Genomic DNA, 2,327 nt, shown 5'->3' with positions numbered 1-2,327 from the left:
TCGGAGACCCCGCCCTTGGTCTGGGTGCACAGCACCGGGGTCAGGCCCTGCTGGGCGAGGGAGCCGCCGATCACCTCGGCGAACGCCGGGAAGATCGGGTTCTGCAGTTCGGGCAGGACCAGACCGACGAGCCGGGCGCGCTCGCCCCGCAGCTGGGTGGGCCGCTCGTAGCCGAGGACGTCGAGCGCGGTCAGCACCGACTCGCGGGTGGTGCGCGAGACCCCTGGTCTGCCGTTGAGCACCCGGCTCACCGTGGCCTCGCTGACTCCCACCTTCTGCGCCACCTGGGCAAGTCGTCGCGTCATGGCGGCAACGCTAGCGCAATTCTTGCAATCAGCCGACGTAAGGATGCAAAGTCTGTACGCACCAGGGTGCCCCACGGTCGCGCGTGGGGCACCCTGTTTCCGCGCTGCCGGACTCTCCCTACGGTTTGACGTCGATCGTGAAGGTGGAGGTGGTGTTCCTGACGTCCTGCGCGTTGTCCTTGAACTTCAGACCGTTGAACGTGACCTCACCGACCGCCGGCCCCTGTCCCGCCTCGGGCATCTCGTTGGCCCAGAGCCCGAACCCGGACTTCGCGTCGAACGCGTCGCCGCTCTTGCGCGCCCCGGTGATCGAGATGTCGGTGAGCACGGTGTCCTTGATCGGGAACTGCGGCTGTCCGCCCACGTAGTTGGTCTGGAACATGATCCCGCTGTACGTCGGGTCCACGATGTCCACGTGCGAGATGCGGATGCCCTGGAACACCTTGGAGGCGGAGAACAGCCAGATGCCGGGGAAGGTCTGCGAACCCCAGAAGTGGCCGCCGGAGCGCACCACCGACACGTTCTCGACGGATGTCGGGCCGGTCCCGAAGCCGTTCATCGGGTAGCCGAAGTCCAACGAGCTGACGGTGATCCCGGAGTACACCAGGGTGTCGGCGATGTGGATGTTGCGGAAGGTGTTGTCGTAGCCGCCGTACACGGCCAGGCCCGCCGCGCGCCAGGTGAGGATCGAGGTCAGGTTCTCGTAGACGTTGTTCTTCATGTCCGCGCCGCCGGCGTCGATCGCCGAGAAGAGGGCGAAGCTGTCGTCGCCGGTGGCGCGTGCCTCGTTGTTGGTGACGTGGTTGTCGGTGGACCCGTTCGTCATGTTGACGCCGTCGGCGAACATGTCGCGGATCCGGGAGTTCTTGATGGTGATGTTGTCGGTGTTGGCGCCCCAGTAGAGGCACACCATGTGCTCGTTCCAGATGTTGTCGATCACGATGTCCGACACGTTGGCGAAGTCGAACACCTTGCCGGGCCCGTCGATACGGGACGTGTAGTTGCCGAAGTACGCGAAGTTCGCGAAGGAGGAGCCCTTCGCACTGGCCTCGGCGCGGAAGCCGATGTCGGTGTTGTCCTGGGTGGACGGGGCGTGGAACCGGGTGAACCAGGGCCCCGCGCCGACGACCTGCACGGCCTTGCCGTAGACCTGGAACTTGCTCGCCGTCCGGTAGTCGCCGGCCGGCAGGTAGACGCCCTTGAGGGTTCCCGTGGTGTCCATGCGGACCTTGTCCAAGGCGTTCTGGACGTCCTGGTGGGTGAAGCCGGCCGGCACCGTGTAGGAGGCCGGGTCGGGGTTCGGCACCTGGGTGACCTGCTCCAGGCTGACGAAGTCGATCGCGTAGGTGCTGGTGTTGGCCGCGTCCTTCTGCAGCCGGATCCTGCTGCCCGCCGGGACGGTGCGTCCCAGCATGAGGTTGGCCTCGTCGTAGATGTGGCGGGGCGCTCCGGCGCCCGGGGAGTTGCCGGGCGCGGTCTCGTTGCCGTAGAGCCAGGCGTACTTGGAGGTGAGGTCGACGGCCTTGAGGAAGGTGCCGTCCACGTAGACGTTCAGCGTCGAGTCGATGCCGCCGCCGCCCGGTGCGTCGGGGATGGAGAAGCGGGTGACCAAGGTGTTCGTCGAGGCCCGGGTGGTGAACTCGACGTACTGGCCGACACCGTCCAGGGTGACGGCCTTGCGGCCGGACGCCTCGCCCGCGACGTCGCCCACGGTCCTGTTCGGGCCGACGACCTTGGCGCCACCGCCGGTGACCCCGTCCTCGGCCTCGTACATGTCGTACGGCATGTTGGCGCCGCGTCCGACGAACAGCGTCTGGGTGCTGGTGTTGTTCTCCCGCTTGACCGGCAGCTCGTTGGCGTCGGCGGCGAGCTGGACCTTCACCGTGTACGAGCCGTTGACCGCGGTCCAGCTGCCGAGCTGGACCGGGGCGGTCGTGGCGCCGGCCGCGATGGCGCCGGTGTGCGCGCCGGTGAGGGTCTTCACCGTGGCGCCCTTGGCGTCGAGGAGGCTCAGGGTGATGC

1 protein-coding gene and 1 pseudogene are annotated in these 2,327 nt (G+C 67.4%); both read right to left on the bottom strand.

From position 1 onward, the window contains the following. Positions 1–305 (bottom strand): LacI family DNA-binding transcriptional regulator (locus IH13_RS0107905; protein ID WP_158791096.1); only part of this gene is annotated, 305 nt, incomplete at its 3' end. 118 nt (positions 306–423) lie between these two features. Next, positions 424–2,327: pseudogene (locus tag IH13_RS0107900) on the bottom strand (Secreted glycosyl hydrolase); the annotation flags it as partial.

The sequence above is a fragment of the Streptomyces sp. NRRL WC-3549 genome (genome assembly GCF_000721935.1).
In the GTDB taxonomy this organism is placed as follows: domain Bacteria; phylum Actinomycetota; class Actinomycetes; order Streptomycetales; family Streptomycetaceae; genus Streptomyces.
The sequence above is the reverse complement of the archived record's forward strand: the minus strand, read 5'-3'. Positions and strand labels throughout refer to the sequence as shown.